The organism is Echinicola strongylocentroti (assembly GCF_003260975.1).
Classification (GTDB): domain Bacteria; phylum Bacteroidota; class Bacteroidia; order Cytophagales; family Cyclobacteriaceae; genus Echinicola; species Echinicola strongylocentroti.
In genome coordinates this window covers 4,730,913-4,748,993 of the sequence record NZ_CP030041.1, presented here as the reverse complement: position 1 = coordinate 4,748,993, position 18,081 = coordinate 4,730,913, and the positions used below count along the sequence as shown (strand labels likewise).

The following is an 18,081-nucleotide window of genomic DNA, read 5'->3' as shown; positions in this document are numbered from 1 at the left end:
AATAAATGGCATTACAGTGTGGCATCGTTGGCTTGCCCAACGTCGGAAAATCAACATTATTTAACGCACTCTCCAGTGCAAAAGCAGAAGCAGCAAACTTCCCTTTCTGCACCATCGAACCCAATGTCGGCGTGGTGACCGTACCTGACAACAGGCTGAAAATCCTGTCAGAATTGGTGGATCCAGAAAGAGTAATGCCCACTGTCATTGAATTTGTAGATATTGCAGGTCTGGTAAAAGGTGCCAGTAAAGGAGAAGGACTTGGCAATAAATTCCTTGCCAATATACGCGAAGTCGACGCCGTCGTACATGTAATTCGCTGCTTCGATGACGACAATGTGGTCCATGTAGCAGGAAATGTAGACCCAATATTTGACAAAGAGGTAATAGATACCGAACTTCAGCTAAAAGATCTTGATTCTGTCGAAAAGAAAATTGTCAGAGTTGAGAAAATAGCTAAGTCAGGAGATGCTAAAGCGAAAAAAGAGCTTGAAATCCTAAAGGTATTCAAAGCTGGGCTTGAAGAAGGCAAAAACGCAAGGGCCATAGAAGTAGAAAAGGAAGACTTAGAAGCCATTAGGGACATCCATTTACTCACTATCAAACCAGTGCTGTATGTCGCCAATGTCGATGAAGCAAGCATCCAAAACGGCAATGAGCATGTAGAAAAGCTCAAAGAAAACGTAAAAGATGAAAATGCCGAAGTGATTATGCTTTGTGCAGCCATAGAATCTCAAATCGCTGAATTTGAAGATATTGATGAAAAGGAATTATTTCTGAGTGAATACGGTTTAGAAGAAAGTGGCCTCAACAGATTGATCAGGGCAGCTTACTCACTACTAGACCTGATCACTTACTTCACTGCTGGCAAGCAGGAAGTTAGGGCATGGACCATCAGAAAAGGTTGGAAAGCACCCGCTGCAGCAGGTGTGATCCACACAGATTTTGAGCGTGGATTTATTAAGGCAGAAGTGATAAAATTACCAGATTATGAAATGTTTAAGACCGAGGCAGCCTGTCGTGAAAACGGAAAAATCGCTGTAGAAGGCAAGGAATATGTCGTTAAAGACGGCGATATTATGCATTTTAGGTTCAATGTTTAACATAAATTGGAATTTTATTATAATTTTGCGAATGAATTGATTATTATATCGTTACAGATATAAGAAGAGGATTAAAAATTAATTATTGTTTAACATTTCATTTTTAATGCCGTGAGAATTAGATTAATATTTTCGTTAAAAAACAAAGGCGCTTATTTACCCTTTCATCACCAGTACATTTTGGCCCAGTTTCTTAAAGGTCTGATTGTAAAAGGTGGTCGTGAAGAGTTTTTCAACTACAATTACTTCAACTTCTCTGGTCTCAAGGGCCAGACCAAAGTAAGTCGAAGTGGCCTACATTATTACTCAAGCTTAGTTACCTTAGTGCTTTCATCACCCAATGAAGACTTCCTTGACTATCTGCTGGAGCAAGTGTTCAAAACGCCAAAAATTGAGTTGGGAAATCTCATCATCTCCCCCGAGTACACAGAAAAGGAATCTGAACCAGTATTGGAAAGTGCAAACAAATTTGTTTGTATCTCTCCTTTGGTACTGTTGACGCCTACATTCGATGATGATTCTGGAAAAAGATTCATCAACCCAGACACGGACGAGTTCTCGGATTTGTTATACGAATCCACCTTGACCAGAATGGAACGCTCTGGATGGTACAACCAAGAACAAATGGAATCTTTCTATAAGTTTCAGGTGGTACCGGACATGAATTATGTAAATAAGCTGAAGGAACAGCAAAAGAAATTTGCTAGGATTTATTCCGTGTATGACATGGATGTGAAGTATGAAGTAAGAGGCTACACCCTGCCTTTTACACTTTATGCAGCAGAAGAAGTCCAAGATTTCGTGTTCAAATGCGGACTGGGAGCCTTTACACACAAAGGTTTCGGTATGCTTGATCTGGCCAATAACTCCCCGAGCCAAAGGACAGAGCCCTACAAATTCAAAAGGGAAGGATTTGTTCCGTACAAATCCAGACAGCAAGACCAATCCGGTCCAAAAGATGAAGACGAACAAGAGTAACACACCCAAAAAAAGCCCGGCCAATATTGACCGGGCTTTTTTTTATCAGGTAAATTCAATCTGACTCAAGAGTAACGCCCCCAAAAGGAATACTTTCGGCGCAGGTCCTCATTATTCCGATTAGGGATTTCAAAACCCGAACAGTAAAAATCTGCCACACCATTCCTCGCAGCCATCCTTAGTCCACCTCTGGTCTCATTATAAGTTACTTTGTACCTAGTTTTTCTATCTTCATACTTCTACCTCCGTACTTATATCAAAACCGCCTTTTATTGGCATTAATAGAGGTATAACCGATAAGTTCATCATACCTAGAGCCAAAATCCCGGTAATACACCAAAACATCGTATTCATTTTCAGTTTGAAAATGACTTCCTTCCACCAAGGAAGTATTCCATTCGCCTTCTTTTTTAACGGCTATCTGATAATCGTACCATCCCTGCTTCAACAACACCGAGGCTCGGTATTGTCCACCCGATTCATTTTTGGTCATTTTCGCTTGTGGAGATCGCCCCCAATTGGTCAATGCTCCAAAAAGGTAAGGTTCCCCGACGACCTCGCCCATATCAGCGCTGAACGTCACCAATACATATTCACTTTCCAATTTTGGATTCCCACGCTCCAAGTTCTCCACAATATACTGGCCATTCAGGTCCAGATATTCAAAATAACTAGCGGTACTCCTAGGCTCATTTAGCGCAGCCGAAGCATACACTACATCATCTTTCATTTCGATCGAAGCAATGTTACGCCCAGTGGTCCGAACATACCGCAGGTCGATAAAACGAAACTCATTTCCTGCATCAAAAATATTCTCCCCGGCAAAAAAGCGGTACTCCAACTGGCTCTTATCCTGCCTGATAAAGGAAGGTTTCTCTCCTACTTTGGCGTTGTCCCAACGTTGATTTTGACGTACGACCACTTGGACATTTTCCAATGGGTTCTTTAGTTCCCTAGCGCCATAGTTCACTAAAATATCGATCTGCTGACCACTCATTCGGTCCTCTATCATGGTAGGTGGTAGTAGCTGCACACCTACTTTGGCTTGGTCCTGATACACCATAAATCTCCGCGTGATGATCACTTCATCCTCATTTCTGCCACGATAGACCTTCAGGATATAATTCCCTGACTTGGTCACCTGTGGGACAGGAAAAGTGAAATGCACATAAGGAATTCGCGTATTGATCGAATAATCGTACTCGGTAATATTAAATTCATTGTACCGCTGTAGGTAATCGGCTGATTTGAGCCCGGAGGGTGTCCAGTCTGCATCACAATGGATCAAGGTGGCGGCATATCTGTCAGGCTCAAAGGCCAAGTCGTCAAACTCCAACACCAATTGTCCACCCCCCAGAGAAATGATAGGAGCATTCATTTGGGAAGCCTTATTTCCTCCACTGCGATAAAGCTGCACGGTCTGTATATTTTCTTCATACACCTTGTTCTCTAACGCTTCTTGGGCAAGACAAAATGAACACAGACTACCCATCAAAAAAAACAATACTATTACTATCCGCATTTTCAACTTGGTTATTTTCGATAAGCAAGATAAAAAATAATGCCAGTTCCACAGTAAAGTAGAACTGGCATTTATAATCATCTAAGTGTAATGTTTAAGAAACCGTTTCCTGAAGGCCCTGAATTTCCTCTGCAAGTCTTTCCCAATTGGCCGTAAGCTCCTCTTCCTTTTTCTTCACTTCTCCATACGCCTTATTTACTTTTTGGGACTCTTCTTCGTTTTGAAAAACCGACGGATCGGCCAGTTGCTTTTCCAGTTGCGTCTTTTCATCTTCCAACGCCATAATTCGTCCTTCCACTTCTTCGAGCTCACGCTCTTTCTTCTTTAGGTCGTTTTTAGCTTGAGTCACCTCCGTGTTGGAGCGTACAGGTTTTGGCTTTGGTGCTTTCTCTTTCTTGGGGCCGCTAGACACTGCTTTTTCTACTTGCTGAGATCGCCAGAAAACATACTCTTCATATGTCCCGAGATATTCCTTGATTTCATGATCTTCGATGTACCAAATTTTATTGGCCACTCCCTTTATAAAATGCCGGTCGTGAGAAACCGTCACAAAGGTCCCCTCGTATTGCTGCAAGGCCTGGATCAGGATATTGACTGACTGCATGTCCAAGTGGTTGGTAGGCTCATCGAGCAGTAGGAAATTGGCTTCCGATATCAGCGTTTTGGCCAGTGCCACCCTGGACTTCTCTCCACCTGATAGCACCTTGATCTTCTTGAACACATCATCGTTGGTAAACAGGAAGCAACCCAAAACGTTTCTCAGTTCGGTTTCGGTTTTATCACTCCCTGCCTGTACCATTTCCTGCAGGATTTCATTATTGACATTGAGGGCTTCCAGTTGGTGCTGCGCAAAGAAGGATTTCACCACATTATAGCCTTCACTTCGATCACCATTAATAGGCTCAGAACCGTCGATGATCCGCAACAGGGTGGATTTCCCTTTTCCATTGGCTCCGATCAGTGCGATCTTATCGCCCCTTTCGATACGAGCGGTGGAGTTTTCCAGGATCTTGATATCTCCGTAGGCCTTGGACACATTGTCCAATGTCACCACGTCCCGACCGGACTGTTTAGAGAACTTAAATTTGAAATTCACCGAGATATTATCACTCACCACTTCATTCACGCGCTCCATTCTTTCCAGTGCTTTGACCCGCGACTGTACCTGATTGGATTTGGAAGCTTTGGCCCGGAAACGCTCGATAAAACGCTCCGTATCTTTGATCATCTTTTGCTGATTCTCATAGGCATTCTGCTGAATTTCTTCACGCTCTACCTTCTGTTCTTTAAAGAACGAGTAATTGCCCGCATACGGAGTCAGTGATTGCCGGGATACTTCCACGGTAATCTCGATACAATTGTCCAAGAAAGTCTGGTCGTGAGATACCACGATCACTGCTCCTTCGTAGGTCTTCAGGTAATTTTCTACCCACTGGATGGAAGGCAGGTCAAGGTGGTTGGTAGGTTCATCAAGCATCAGCAATGACGGCTTCTCCAACAGCAACTTGGCCAGCATCACCCGCATTCTCCACCCACCCGAAAAGGTCTTCAATGGTCTACTCAAATCACCTGTGGAAAAGCCAATTCCTTCCAGCACTTCCTCTGCTTTGGCTTTAATCGTATAGCCCTCATTCGCCTCAAACCGCTCCTGTAGGTGCGCCAGTTTATTGATGATCTCTTCGGAATAATCGGTTTCCATTTGCTTTAGCACCACATCGATTTGGTCCTGAAGCGCCAAGGTCTCTTTAAAAGCCTCCAAGGCAACATCCAAAATGCTGTCTTCAGACTGATAAGACAATAAATCTTGGTTCAGAAAACCGATGGTACAATCCTTTGCTTTTTGAATCTCACCTTTACTTGGCAGATAATCTCCATTGATGATTTTCAGCAGCGTGGACTTGCCGGTCCCGTTGAGGCCTACCAAGCCGATTTTGTCTTTTGGTTTGATATGAAGGGAAGCATTTTCGTACAATGCCCTCCCACCGATGTAATAGGATAAATTATTGATGGATAACATGCTGCAAAAATAAGGATTCTCCCGTTTATAAATCATTATGATGAAAAAATTCAGCTTTTTCTTAACTTCAAGAATTATCAAATACTAGAAACCCTAACGCATGAAATATCACAAAACCTTATTTGGTGCATTATCCATAAGCATCTTATTATTTTCTTGTGACACCGACCAAGGAAACAAACTCAAACCGATCGAAGCTGTTGACGGTGAAAACCGCGTGGATATCTCATCGGATTCTGCTGATGTACAGCTAGAAACCATCCAGTTACCAGAGAATTTCACGATTGACGTCTGGGCCGCCAACATCCCTAATGCCAGATCATTGAGCATATCCGAAGAGGGAATCGTTTTTGTCGGCAACCGTCAGGAAAAAAACGTCTACGCTATAGTCGATGAAAATGGCGATGGCAAAGCTGATTTCCGGTACACCCTTGCCGAAGACCTTAATTCTCCCAATGGCGTAGCCTACAAGGACGGAGACCTTTATGTGGCCGAAATCAACCGTATTCTCAAGTTTCCCGATATCAAGAACCACTTGACTGATCCAAGCTTCGAGGTGGTGTATGACCAATACCCTACTGAAGGCCACCATGGATGGAAATTTATTGCATTTGGGCCTGATGGGCTATTATACGTCCCTATCGGCGCTCCTTGCAATATCTGCGAACCAGAAAAAGAAATCTTTGCTTCCATCACGCGCCTGGATGTAAATGCTGACAACCCAGCACCGGAAATCGTAGCACATGGCGTGCGAAATACCGTGGGCTTTGACTGGCATCCTGACAGCAACAACCTTTGGTTTACAGACAATGGCCGTGACCAAATGGGCGACAATGTCCCCGAATGCGAGCTAAATGCCGTGACTGAAGCGGGACAGCACTTTGGCTATCCGTACTGGCACCAAGGAGATGTCAAAGACCCTGAATTTGGGGAGGCCGGCGAAGATCAAGCAGCCTATGTGGCTCCAAAAGCAAAGCTAGGCCCTCACGTGGCTCCTTTAGGAATGCGTTTTTATGCTGGCAGCATGTTCCCTAACACCTACAAAAAATCCATTTTTGTGGCCAAACACGGTTCTTGGAACAGAAGCAAAAAAAGTGGCTATACCGTCACCAATGTCTCACTTGACGGCAGCGAGGTGGCAGGTGAAGAAGTATTTGCTTCAGGATGGCTGGACGATGCCAGCCAGGAAGTTTGGGGGCGTCCTGTGGATGTGCAGGAACTGCCAGACGGCAGCCTTCTCGTCTCTGATGATATGGCCGGTTGTATTTATCGCATCAGCTATAACCAGCCTTAACCAAGGCTCAATCCATCATCCCATCGAAAACATATTACTCCGCCCGCTTTTTAGTGCAATAACCACCAAAAAGCGGGCGTTTTCATTTAGCTCGGCGACTGCCACGGCAGCAACCTGAAATTGTTTTAAAATCAACAAAACTCCTCCATCATGGAAGTTTTGCTCACAACCTCACTTACTTCAACCACTCCGGCTTGGTCGTTTTTACTTTTGCCTGCAGCTGGTTAAGCAAGCTATACAAGCCAAAATACGTCCTGTTCACATATAAGCCATGTTTGGATCCCCTTGCCTGTCTTGATTTTTTGAACATCTTGTCATTGGACACCCGATCGCTCAGTTCGAAAATCTGGTCGAAATAAGTATCATCAGCAAAATCAAACCACTCCTCGTGAAAAGGTCTTCCTATCAATGAAATCATCTCTTTGAAAATGGACTTGAAGAACACCTTTTCCTCGGCCGAATCCATATCTGTAATAAATTCCAGGTCATAGAATATTTTATCCAATTCTTCTTTATTGGCGACCAGTTCTTTTTTGATCAAGCTGAAATACCCTTGGTAAAAATCTTCAGGGATCACTTTCACACACCCAAAATCAATGATGCCCAAGTCTCCATTTTCCATCATGATAAAATTACCGGGATGTGGATCAGCGTGGACTTGCTTGAGTTCGTGCACTTGGTGATGATAGAAATCCCACAAAGCTTGCCCGATGCGATTTCTTGCTTCTTGAGAAGGATCCGTCAGCAGCCATTCCTTGATGTGCTTTCCTTCCAGCCAATCCATCGTGATGATACGTTCGCAACTGAGTGCCTCATAGTAAGTGGGAAAGGCCAGATGTGGGATGTGGCTGCATTCAGAAGAGATTTCCTTTGATCGCCTCACCTCAAGCTCATAATCTGTCTCTTCTAGCAAACGTTCCTCTACTTCGGCCATATAGTGACTTAGCTCCTTTTCACTAATATTCAGCAACCGAAGGGCAAAAGGCCGCACCAGTTTCAGGTCCGAACTCACACTATTGGCGACACCGGGATACTGGATCTTCACCGCCAACTTCTTCCCATCCAACGTAGCTTGGTGCACCTGCCCGATGGAAGCGGCATTCACGGCAGAGCGGGTAAACGTATCGAAAATGGCTTCCGGCACTTTCTCAAAATATTTCTGAAAAGTCTTGACCACCAAGGGATAAGATAAAGGTGGCGCACTATATTGTGCCATGGCAAACTGCTCTTGATAGGCCTTGGGCAATAGGTTCTTGTCCATGGACATCATCTGGGCCACTTTCAGTGCACTTCCCTTCAGCTCGCTCAGCGATCCATATATATCTGTTGCATTATCGTTGTCAAGTTGCTCACGTGAATGTGTCGGGTCCTGAAATTTACGGGCATAATGCTTTACGTAATTTCCCCCGACCTTAGCACCGGTTTTGATAAATTTTGTTGCCCTTTGGACCTTGCCCACAGGAATGCTGACTTGTTCTTTCTTTTCCACTGGTAAAATCGGTTAACGGGATTGGTAAAGGAATTTGGCAAAATCCACAAAGGTGTCCAAGGCACTCTTTCCCATCAGGTCAAAGGCCAGGTTCACGGATTTCTCGATGGCTTCATCGGTTTTCTCAAAACCATCGGATTGGTCTTTGACCCAAAACCTAAACACAAAAAGCACCTGCAACCATAAGGCTTCATCATACTTGTCGCTAAGGTAAGGACGCTTAGCGATTTCCTCATTCTCTTCCCCTTCGGCTAGGACACCGCTCGCATATTCTTTAAAATCATTTCTAAATCCTTTGAGCTCTTGGGGCAATGAATGGCTGGGAAGCTGATGCGCTCCATAAAGCACCAGCAAATAGCTCCTATTATGCTTTAACTCCTCTATCCACGTATAAAAAAATGCCAGCAACTTCTCCCTTGACGAATACTCTTTATAGATTTTCTGGGATTCCAGTGCCGTAAGAGTGACCTGAAAGATATTTTGCCACACGGCTCTTTTGACAGCGGTAAAGCTGGAGAAAAAAGCGTAAAAATCTACTTCTTTCATTTTAAGCTCCTTCGTAAACTTAAAGACCGATGCCGGAGACTTACCATGCTCCAGAACATAGGTTTTATAAGCATCTATGATTTTTGCCCGCTTGTCAATTTTGGTTGGCTTCTTTGCAGTTGTCTTTTCCATAGTCTTGTCTGGTTTACTCATTAGTAGTAACACCAAAACCTTTCTGTAGGTTTTAGTTTTCAATGATTTATCCAGTATTTTTGGAAACGGGAAAAACCGAGTGTACTATAAATCTAAAAAGCAGTTTTCTCCGTTTATCCCTGAAGATGTATCCCTTATGAAAAAACCTGCCTTTACACCTATTAGTAGGCTTCCCCTGCTTGTCATGTTGATCATGACCATGATATCATGCCATGATGACCTCGATGATCCTCGTTTTACAGACGGCATCGTAAAAGCGGGAATTTATGCCAGTATGGGGGAATGGTATTTCTGGAACGACAAGATGCCTTCCAAAGTGGACTTTGATGCCTACACGACGTATGACGACCTTTTGGAAGCCCTAAAATACCAAGAATTGGATCGATGGTCGTACCTGACGACACCAGATGCTTTTGACCAGGCCTTCACAGGCCAAAATATTGGCCATGGCTTTGGCTGGGGGCTTGCCGAAGACGGGAACCTTTACCTTACATTTGTCTACGACGACGCTCCCGCAGGTAAGGATGGCTGGAAAAGGGGCTGGAAAATCACCCGAGTCAATGACAAGCCCATCGACGATTACAAAACCAACACTGGCTATAACTTCCAACTGGGCCCTGCAGAAAGTGGTATCAGCAACACCTTCACATTTGAATTGCCAGACGGGACGACCACTACACGCACCAATAGCAAAGCGGCTTACCAGTCAAACTCCCTATTACATCAATCCACCATAGATGTCAATGGCAAAAAAACAGGTTACCTCGTCTACAATAGCTTCAAGGCCACAGCAGGCCTTAAACCCACCCAAAGTACGGAGGTCGAAGAGGCCATGAACAAGCTGGAAGAAGAGGGTATTTCAGAGTTGATCATTGACTTGCGCTATAATGGCGGAGGTTCTGTCCGCGTGGCCGAGCAGCTCATGAACAGCATCATCCCTGCTACCGCAGATGGCTCCATCATGTACACCGACCAGCACAACCGCAACAAAAGGGAAATGAATGAAAATGTCTCTTTTAAGAAAAATGGAAACCTGTCACTCAACCGCATTTTCTTCATCACCTCGGGAGGATCTGCCTCTGCCAGTGAACTCACGATCAACTGTCTCACTCCCTATATGGATGTCAAATTGGTCGGGCAAAACACCTATGGCAAGCCTGTAGGAGCTTTCCCAATATCAGACTTTAACAAACACCTCAAGGAGCGTAACGTAGAGCTCGTTCCCATCACCTTCTCGACCGCCAATGCAAATGGCACGGCAGCCTACTTTGATGGGTTTCCAGTAGATTATGAGGCTATAGACGGCATATCATACGATTGGGGGGATCCGGCAGAGCCACGATTAGCGGCAGCCCTCCACTATATTGAGACAGGAAGCTTCCCTGCTCTGGGCCGAAAGCAACCCCTCCCCCCATCCTGGTTGATGATTGACGATTTTGAGGGACTGGAAAAAGAATTTCCTGTGTATTAAAAAAGTAATAAGTTATTTTTTTGAACAAAATAATTACATTTAAAGTAATTAACAATACATTATTTATACCATGAAACTAATTACTTATATTTGTTTATTCATACCTGTTTTGAGTATTTTTTCGTGTGAGTCTGAACTAATTCTTCCTAAATATGAACCTTTGGAAGGCGGTTTTATCCCTCGCTCATTACCCTTAACCTATGTCAATGCTGACACTTCCGACATCATGGTCCCTAGAATGGCTCATTATGACATTCACACTGACAATGAATTTGAATTCATCGAAAATGCCATTACCATAGACAAAGAGTGGCCTTATTATCACATTAATGACAATCGTTTTAGCGCTAATTATCAGGGCATCCTCATCTATAACGCTACTTTAAACGGAAAGAATATGAGTGTTTTTCGAAAAGAAAAGATGAATTACAACAACTACGTTAATGGCAACATGTGGCAGCTAGAAAACAGCTTAGATGAATCTTCACAATTGCAATGGAGCTTTATCCCGCGCGATAAATCACAAAGATATATCGTACAAATGAATGACCTCCCTCAACAGGTAACCATTCATAAATATCCTGATACCTTATCCCGGTCTGAAAATACCACTATTTCATTCTCTAAAGCAAATCCATCCGACAGCATCTACTTTGCCCTAAAAATACTCCCTAAAGAGAACTTTGAGGTTTATGGAAGTACTCCAACCTTATACTCAGAATCAACCTACCCCACGCTAGCCAAGAATAATCAGTTTACTTTTTCTCCAGCAGATCTTTACAGTGATCATTCACAATTAGATAAAGGAGATTCTGTATTTATCAGCATTGTAACTGTAAAGCGCGTAGTCAAAATCATCGAAGGACAAAAAACAGCCATCACCTACAAGAATAAAAACACCAAACCTGTCAATATCATCTACTAAAACATGGACACGAATACACCAATAAAAACAGGGTTCGTCCCCCCTTGGCTAATCCTTAAGCAATTTTATTTGGTTTACTGATATCAGGCTTTGTGTCTTTTGACAAGGACATCCATGACCTCATCGAGCTCATAGCCTTTTGCTTCAAGGAGCACTAGATAGTGAAAAAGCAAATCCGCTGCTTCTCCCATAAAAAGGTCTTTATTGTCATCCTTGGCTTCAATGACAATTTCCACTGCCTCTTCGCCAACTTTTTGGGCTACTTTATTGATGCCTTTGGCGAATAGCGAAGCCGTATAAGATGAATCAGAAGGGTTGTTTTTACGGTCTTTGATGATGCCTCGTAAATGGTCGATAAAAGCAGTCTTGGAGGTATTTTCTTCATCAAAGCAAGTGTCAGATCCGGTATGGCACACTGGTCCGACAGGACTGGCTTTCACCAATAATGTATCATTATCACAATCTACTTTGATGGATTGGACATGCATAAAATTTCCAGATGTCTCTCCTTTGGTCCACAGACGCTGCTTGGTCCTGCTGAAGAAGGTCACTTTTCCGTCCTCTTGGGTTTTCTTAAGCGCTTCCTCGTTCATATACCCCAGCATAAGCACTTTATTGGTATTCGCATCTTGGATGATGGCGGGCACCAAGCCATTTACTTTTTCAAAATCTATCTTTAATTCTTCCATTGAATGTTCGTTATTGAGTAAGCGGTTATTCGTTATTGATTGAGTTAACAGGATGCAGATGACGCTGATCAAGCAGGGTTTCACAGATATCATCATCAGTGCTCATCTGCTCAGTCCGCGTTATCAGCATTTCATTCCTCTGTTCGCAGTTATCCCATCGGTTGTGCCGCGGGATAACTAAAATTGAGCCTGCGGCTCATTATTTGAGCTAAAAGCTCAATTTTCACCGTGCCGGTGCGCACCTCTCGGCACAACCACATACATCCGGCACCGGACATTATATCCTCATCGTAACTCCTTCTCCTGCCAAATAATGTTTCAGATCGGGAATCCCGATTTCCTTAAAGTGGAAAATACTGGCCGCCAAAGCAGCATCGGCCTTTCCTCCTGTGAAAACATCCTTGAAATGCGGCATGGTTCCTGCCCCTCCAGAAGCAATCACCGGAATGGTCAACGCTGCTGAAATCTCACTGGTCAGCCCATTGGCAAACCCCGCTTTGGTGCCATCATGATCCATGCTGGTCAAGAGTATCTCTCCTGCACCTCTGTCCGCTACCTCTTTCGCCCAGGCCTGGGTTTGGATCGTAGTAGGTTTTCTTCCACCGTGGGTATGTACGAAATCCACTCCGTCCACATTTCGTGTATCGATCGCCACCACGATGCATTGGCTACCAAACTCAGCAACCATCTCATCAATGACTTCTGGTCTTTTCACAGCCGCGGAGTTGATACTGATCTTGTCCGCACCGGCATTCAACAGCACCTTTACATCTTCCACAGTAGAGATCCCTCCACCTACGGTAAAGGGAATATTGGTGGCCTTGGCCACTCGCGTCACCAGCTCTGCCAGCGTCTTGCGCTTATCCACTGTCGCCGTGATATCCAAAAACACCAGCTCATCGGCTCCTTCATCCGAATACACTTTGGCCAGTTCCACAGGATCTCCCGCATCGCGCAAATCCACAAAGTTCACCCCTTTTACCGTGCGGCCGTCTTTTATATCTAGGCAAGGTATTATTCTTTTTGTCAGCATATTTTTACAATCAGCATTCGGAAGCACGAAGCATTGCTTCTGTCGATTCAACTTTTATAACTTAGTAACTAAATAACCTAATCACTACCCCGCAAAAGCCGCCAATTGCTCAAGGCTAATTCGCCCTTCATAGAAAGCTTTGCCTACAATGGCTCCATACACACCGATCTTCTCCAATTCTTCCAAGTCCTGCACCTCTGCAACACCACCGCTGGCAATCAACTGAATGCCGGGGATCTCTTGAATGATTTCTTTGTACAAATCCACCGAAGGTCCTTGAAGCAAACCGTCTTTGGCCACATCCGTGCAGATCACATAATGGGCTCCTTTGGCATGATAGGCCTTGATGAAGTCCACCACATCTGCTTCGGTGGTCTCTTCCCAGCCGCTAATGGCGATTTTTCTATTTTTGGCATCTGCTCCCAGAATGATCTTCTCCGATCCATGCTTCACCAACCAACTTTCAAACAACACTGGGTTCTTCACGGCTATACTTCCACCCGTCACTTGACTGGCACCCGCATCAAAAGCCATTTGGATGGTCTCATCCGATTGTACACCTCCTCCAAAATCCACCTTAAGGGAAGTATTGGATGTGATGCTTTCCAGCACAGTTTTGTTTACGATGGTCTTTGCTTTAGCCCCGTCCAAATCCACCAAATGAAGCCGTTTGATGCCTGCTTGCTCAAACTTTTTGGCTACTTCTAGCGGATTGTCTGCGTACTCTTTTTTCTGTCCATAATCTCCTTGGGTCAAACGGACACATTTGCCCCCGATAATATCTATTGCTGGAATGATTTCCATGATCACAAATTCAAGAAGTTGGTTAATATTTTTTGGCCTGACAGGCTGCTTTTTTCAGGGTGGGCCTGCATCGCATAGAAGTTGTCCTTATGCAATAAGGCACTAAAACCCTCTATATAATGGGTTTTTCCAATGGTAAACTCAGGGTGAATTTCAGCAAAATAACTGTGGACATAATAAACATAATCATGCTCATTGATCCCTTCCAGCAGTGGCCCCTTGGTATCCTGCAGGCTATTCCAGCCCACATGGGGCACTTTATCCTGCGGCGGAAACCTCTTCACTTTCACAGGGAATATCCCCAAGCACTCGGTATCATTCTCCTCCGAATATTCACACAACAACTGCTGCCCTAAGCAAATCCCAAAAAAAGGCTGCTTTAGCTCTTTGATAAGCTGGTCAAGTTTTCGCTCACGAAGGTACCGCATGGCCGAACTGGCTTCTCCCTGACCGGGAAAAATCACCTTATCGGCTTTCTGGATCTCCTCTACGTCATCGGTAAGCTTGGCATTGATCCCGAGACGCTCTAGGGCATATAGCACCGACAGCACATTCCCGGAATTATATTTTATAATGGCTACATCCATTTACTTTACTACTACTTAAAAGCTAAATAGACCTCAAAGTCCCAAAGGAAAATTTGAGGTCTATCGCTTAGGTTTGTGAACTTTTTGATCTGACTGTACAAGCATAGAATCGCCTGTATTTTCGCAGCTCAAAAATAAACATTATATCCTATTTTTGAAGGTATTATCCAATCTATTTGGCAGAAAGATTAATACTCAAAACTTCTCACCATGTCCTTATTACTCGTTTTCAGCTCCTTCACTGGCAATCAGCTCCTCCGCCAGGACTTTCTCAATCTCCGGAATGGAATTATAAAGCTGCTCATAACTTTCTATCACAAAATACTTGTCCTGAAACTTATCCTTCCAGTAGGCCGTCTGCATGATCCTTCTGACATCATAGTCGATATGGTCAGGATCATCAGAAAGACTGAATTTGGTTTCACCGGCAGAGCTCAAAATCCCTGCTCCGTAAATCCGTAACTCCCCTTTCTCACGGATCAATCCAAACTCAATGGTAAACCAATAGATCCTCGACAGCAAGTGAATCGCCCACTTATCGTCAATGTACTTAAGGGCAATCCCACTAAGGTTCTGTAAAAAATCCACATATGGCTGGTTGGTGAGCAGTGGCATGTGCGCAAAGGCATCATGGAACATGTCTGGCTCTTCCAAATAATCCAACTGTTCCATTTTACGCAGCCATGTCGAAGAGGGAAACTGCTTGTTTTTCAGCAAACCAAAAAACAAATCATCGTCAATCAATCCCGGTACAACCTGCACTCCCCATCCCGTAGACTTGCTCAAAATCCGATTTACCTCAGCAAAATCGGCAATGCGGTCAGCACTAAAGTTGATCTCCTTGATACCGTCCAGATAGGCCTGTGAAGCAGCTTTGGGAAGGTTCACAATCTGCCGTTCGTAAAGGGTTTTCCATACTGCAAAATCCTCTTGGGTATAAGCACCATAATCCTGATGCATTTCTTTTAATCGAGGGTCTTGGAAGACCCAATCAGCTGGTTTACCTGCCATCTTATATTTGGGTTAGTACTACTTAAATTTACGTATATTCTGAAAATGGGTTAAAATAAAAAAGGCCTAACCCCGAGTAGGATTAGGCCTTTGTATATTTTTTTACAGTAAAGCTCACAGCATTACACCTAATCCTTTTTGGGGAGAAAATGGTAGTAATAGCTGTAATATTTTACGGATAGGTTTTTCATCTTGAATCACAAAGATAACAAGTTACTTCTTCTAATCAAAATCCCTTGTTTCGCAATCTTAGTATCCGTTTTCTCGCCAGTAGATTTAATTTCTCACTGAACGCACAGAACACCCAGAATGAAATACGGCTTTTCTGAGATTTTTTTGGTTTTTGTGAGGACCTATTTACTTTTTCTCTGATTACTGGTGTTCATGCGGACACACATATTTCATGATTTTACGAGATGGCTTCGCGCCACTTTCGTTCCACGCTCAATAATGGTACCTATCGAGATTTATAACAAATCAAACGTCTTCCTCATTGCGAAAGTTTGCCTGATTTGGCTGGTCAATTGGGTACTTTGGGAGAAATCCAGTGTCTGCTGACCGTCTGAATAGGCCTTTTCCGGGATTTCATGCGCTTCATAGATAATGCCGTCTGCCCCGGCCATCACTCCAGCCAAGGCCATTTGGTGAACAAATTTACGTATACCAATACCATGGGATGGATCCACCACTACGGGAAGGTGAGACTTGTCCTTCAGCACTGGCACAGCATTCAGGTCCAAGGTATTCCTAGTGGCTTTTTCATAGGTCCTAATACCTCGTTCACACAGGATCAGCTTCTCATTTCCTCCAGAGAACACATACTCCGCTGACTGTAGCAGCTCCTCGATCGTACCGGAAATCCCGCGCTTGATCATTACCGGCTTATCCACTTTGCCCAATTCATCCAGCAGGTTGAAATTCTGTGTATTTCTGGCGCCTACCTGGAATACGTCCACATAATCCATCATCTCCTCGATCTGCGAAACCTGCATCACTTCTGTGATGATCTTGATTCCGGCTTTGCTGGCCAGTTCATGCCATAGCTTCAATCCCTCTATCCCCAATCCACGGAATGCATATGGACTGCTTCGAGGCTTATATACTCCACCACGCATGATCTTGATATCATTGGCCTTCAGGTGGTCGATCACTTTTACGATTTGCTCCTCACTCTCGATCGAGCAAGGGCCTGCCATCACGGCCATATCACCTTCCTTGATGAATACCCCATCGCCCAAATCAATGGAAGTGGGGTTTACTTTCCACTTTTTAGAAACCAATTTATAGGCATCGGACACGATATGGATATCCTGAATACCCTCATGATGTCCAAATTTACGAATATCAAACTCCGCACTACCGATCCCCACTAGGTACGTTCCCATTTGGGTGATCACTTCCGTGATTTTGTACCCTACTTGATTGATTTCTTTGATCAGGCTCTCCTTTTGTGCTTCGGTGATGTCCTGTTTTACTTGTATGATCATTTTTACTTGTTTTTGAAGGTTTGGAGGTTAATAGGTGATAATGTCGTGAGACTGAAAGGCTTCAGGTTGACGGTAAGATACTATCTTTGATTTAGCTTCTTGGTACTTTTTTTCTCCAGCAATACTATCCCTGTTTTACCGCTTGAATATAACTTTTGATATCTGTCTTAAGGTCTTTGGCATCTCTGAGCACCTTGATGAAAGCACTGCCGATAATAGCCCCATGACTGTAGGCCGAGGCCTTGGAGAATGTAGCATGGTCGGAAATGCCAAAACCTATCAATCGAGGATTTTCCAGTTTCATGTTTTTTACCCTTTCAAAATACGCCTCCTGCTCATCAGAAATACCCGACTTTGCCCCAGTGATACTGTGGGAAGAGACCATATAGATAAACCCATCGGACTGCTGGTCGATTTCACGGATGCGCATTTCACTTGTCTGCGGAGAAATCAGGAAGGTATTTCGAAGATCATATTCATCAAACAACGCTTTATAATCATCCTGATATTGCTGTATCGGCAAGTCCGGCACAATAAGCCCATCCACACCGACGTCCTTGCATTTCTTGCAAAATGCCTCGATGCCATATTGCAAAATCGGATTAAGATAGCCCATCAGCACTACTGGTATCGTCACCGATTCCCTCATATGCTCCAGCTGCTGAAACATTTTTTTCATGTTCATACCATTATCAAGGGCTATTTTATTGCTTTCTTGAATGGTAGGGCCATCGGCGACAGGATCTGAATAGGGCATCCCCACCTCGATGATATCGGCACCCGCCTCTTCGATAGCCTCCATAATGGCGAGCGTATCTTCCAATTTGGGAAAACCTGCTGTAAAATATATGGAAAGAATATTCCCCTGCTTCTCTTTAAATAATTGATCTATTCGGTTCATAGTTGATTGAAAGATTGGAAATTGTAAAATCGGAAGATTGGTAACACAACTTCTCCAACTTCTCCTTGTCT

Annotated in this window: 16 protein-coding genes; 5 read left to right on the top strand and 11 right to left on the bottom strand. The window is 43.9% G+C overall.

The window, feature by feature from the left end; all coding sequences use genetic code 11:
- The first annotated feature begins 5 nt into the window (after positions 1-5).
- Together ychF and cas6 are read left to right on the top strand one after the other, a co-directional pair.
- On the top strand, positions 6-1,103 hold the full coding sequence (gene ychF, locus DN752_RS18650) for a redox-regulated ATPase YchF (protein WP_112785364.1): 1,098 nt from the start codon (positions 6-8) through the stop codon (positions 1,101-1,103).
- A gap of 111 nt (positions 1,104-1,214) precedes the next feature.
- Positions 1,215-2,081, top strand: coding sequence for a CRISPR-associated endoribonuclease Cas6 (cas6, locus tag DN752_RS18645; RefSeq protein WP_112785363.1), 867 nt, complete (start codon positions 1,215-1,217; stop codon positions 2,079-2,081).
- A 256-nt stretch (positions 2,082-2,337) separates the two neighbouring features.
- On the opposite strand, the gene DN752_RS18640 is transcribed toward cas6, so the two are convergent.
- Both DN752_RS18640 and DN752_RS18635 read right to left on the bottom strand, forming a co-directional pair.
- Positions 2,338-3,603: a type IX secretion system plug protein gene (locus tag DN752_RS18640; RefSeq protein ID WP_112785362.1), complete on the bottom strand. Its 1,266-nt coding sequence runs from the start codon at positions 3,601-3,603 to the stop codon at positions 2,338-2,340.
- Between the two features lie 94 nt (positions 3,604-3,697).
- A complete protein-coding gene (locus tag DN752_RS18635; RefSeq protein ID WP_112786614.1) occupies positions 3,698-5,620 on the bottom strand; it encodes an ABC-F family ATP-binding cassette domain-containing protein in 1,923 nt (640 codons plus the stop codon).
- A 100-nt stretch (positions 5,621-5,720) separates the two neighbouring features.
- On the opposite strand from DN752_RS18635, the gene DN752_RS18630 reads away from it, so the two are divergent.
- The gene (locus tag DN752_RS18630; protein WP_112785361.1) at positions 5,721-6,914 is read left to right on the top strand and encodes a PQQ-dependent sugar dehydrogenase; all 1,194 of its coding nucleotides are present in this window, start codon (positions 5,721-5,723) and stop codon (positions 6,912-6,914) included.
- A 175-nt stretch (positions 6,915-7,089) separates the two neighbouring features.
- Here the strand turns inward: DN752_RS18630 and DN752_RS18625 are convergent, their stop codons facing one another.
- Together DN752_RS18625 and DN752_RS18620 are read right to left on the bottom strand one after the other, a co-directional pair.
- On the bottom strand, positions 7,090-8,403 hold the full coding sequence (locus tag DN752_RS18625; protein WP_112785360.1) for an ABC1 kinase family protein: 1,314 nt from the start codon (positions 8,401-8,403) through the stop codon (positions 7,090-7,092).
- 12 nt (positions 8,404-8,415) lie between these two features.
- A complete protein-coding gene (locus DN752_RS18620) occupies positions 8,416-9,081 on the bottom strand; it encodes a TetR/AcrR family transcriptional regulator (RefSeq protein ID WP_112785359.1) in 666 nt (221 codons plus the stop codon).
- A 100-nt stretch (positions 9,082-9,181) separates the two neighbouring features.
- On the opposite strand from DN752_RS18620, the gene DN752_RS18615 reads away from it, so the two are divergent.
- Complete coding sequence (locus tag DN752_RS18615; RefSeq protein ID WP_245949304.1) at positions 9,182-10,573, top strand: S41 family peptidase; 1,392 nt, start codon at positions 9,182-9,184, stop codon at positions 10,571-10,573.
- A 70-nt stretch (positions 10,574-10,643) separates the two neighbouring features.
- On the top strand, positions 10,644-11,498 hold the full coding sequence (locus tag DN752_RS18610; protein ID WP_162633265.1) for a hypothetical protein: 855 nt from the start codon (positions 10,644-10,646) through the stop codon (positions 11,496-11,498).
- A gap of 83 nt (positions 11,499-11,581) precedes the next feature.
- Here DN752_RS18610 and hisIE read toward each other — a convergent pair whose 3' ends face one another.
- From hisIE to trpA, 7 genes are all read right to left on the bottom strand, one after another.
- On the bottom strand, positions 11,582-12,187 hold the full coding sequence (gene hisIE / locus DN752_RS18605) for a bifunctional phosphoribosyl-AMP cyclohydrolase/phosphoribosyl-ATP diphosphatase HisIE (protein WP_112785357.1): 606 nt from the start codon (positions 12,185-12,187) through the stop codon (positions 11,582-11,584).
- A 277-nt stretch (positions 12,188-12,464) separates the two neighbouring features.
- Complete coding sequence (hisF, locus tag DN752_RS18600; RefSeq protein WP_112785356.1) at positions 12,465-13,220, bottom strand: imidazole glycerol phosphate synthase subunit HisF; 756 nt, start codon at positions 13,218-13,220, stop codon at positions 12,465-12,467.
- A gap of 84 nt (positions 13,221-13,304) precedes the next feature.
- Positions 13,305-14,024, bottom strand: coding sequence for a 1-(5-phosphoribosyl)-5-[(5-phosphoribosylamino)methylideneamino]imidazole-4-carboxamide isomerase (gene hisA / locus DN752_RS18595; RefSeq protein WP_112785355.1), 720 nt, complete (start codon positions 14,022-14,024; stop codon positions 13,305-13,307).
- Between the two features lie 2 nt (positions 14,025-14,026).
- Positions 14,027-14,611, bottom strand: coding sequence for an imidazole glycerol phosphate synthase subunit HisH (gene hisH / locus DN752_RS18590; protein WP_112785354.1), 585 nt, complete (start codon positions 14,609-14,611; stop codon positions 14,027-14,029).
- 219 nt (positions 14,612-14,830) lie between these two features.
- Positions 14,831-15,622, bottom strand: coding sequence for a phenylalanine 4-monooxygenase (locus DN752_RS18585; protein WP_112785353.1), 792 nt, complete (start codon positions 15,620-15,622; stop codon positions 14,831-14,833).
- Positions 15,623-16,089: 467 nt separating this feature from the next.
- Entirely contained in the window at positions 16,090-17,109 is a 1,020-nt protein-coding gene (gene aroF / locus DN752_RS18580; protein ID WP_112785352.1) for a 3-deoxy-7-phosphoheptulonate synthase, read from the bottom strand.
- Positions 17,110-17,233: 124 nt separating this feature from the next.
- Positions 17,234-18,010 (bottom strand): tryptophan synthase subunit alpha, encoded by a 777-nt coding sequence (gene trpA / locus DN752_RS18575; RefSeq protein WP_112785351.1) that lies wholly within the window; start codon positions 18,008-18,010, stop codon positions 17,234-17,236.
- Positions 18,011-18,081 lie beyond the last annotated feature (71 nt).